General features: G+C 77.0%; 1 pseudogene. It reads left to right on the forward strand.

Features of this window, described 5'->3' with window-relative positions:
• Positions 1–517 (forward strand): annotated as a pseudogene (locus ON39_RS04090) (sensor histidine kinase); the annotation flags it as partial.

Raw genomic sequence — 517 nt, forward strand, 5'->3', positions numbered from 1 at the left:
GCAGCGACAGCCGGGCAACACCATGTCGTCCGGGCTTCAGTCGAACGCGCAGCAGGCGAGCCCGACGCTGCGCCCCGCGCCGGGTCAGCAGTCGACCGGACCGCAGCGCGGCAAGCTCGCCGCCGCGAACCTACCCAAGCGCACGCTCACCCCCGGCGGCCCGCCGCCGCGTCAGCCGGGCGGCCCGGTCGAGCCGACCGTGACGGGTCTGCCGCCGCGGGACGCGAACTCGGGCGAGCTGCCCCAGCGCCAGCCCGGTAGCAACGGGGTGCCGCAGCCCAGCATCAGCGGCCTCGCTCAGCCGCCGAGCGGCCTGCCGCAGCGTCAACCCGGCAGTAACGGAGTGCCGCAACGGGATTCGACGCCCGGCGGGCTGCCGCAGCGCGAGCCGAGCGCGGGCGGGTTGCCGCAGCGCGAAAGCGGTTCGAGCGGGTTGCCGCAGCGACAGCCGGGGGCGAACGGCCTGCCGCAACGCGAGGGCCTGCCGCAGCGCGACCCCAACGCCGGTGGCCTGCCC

Source organism: Nocardia tenerifensis NBRC 101015 (assembly GCF_000308715.1).
In the GTDB taxonomy this organism is placed as follows: Bacteria; Actinomycetota; Actinomycetes; order Mycobacteriales; family Mycobacteriaceae; genus Nocardia; species Nocardia tenerifensis.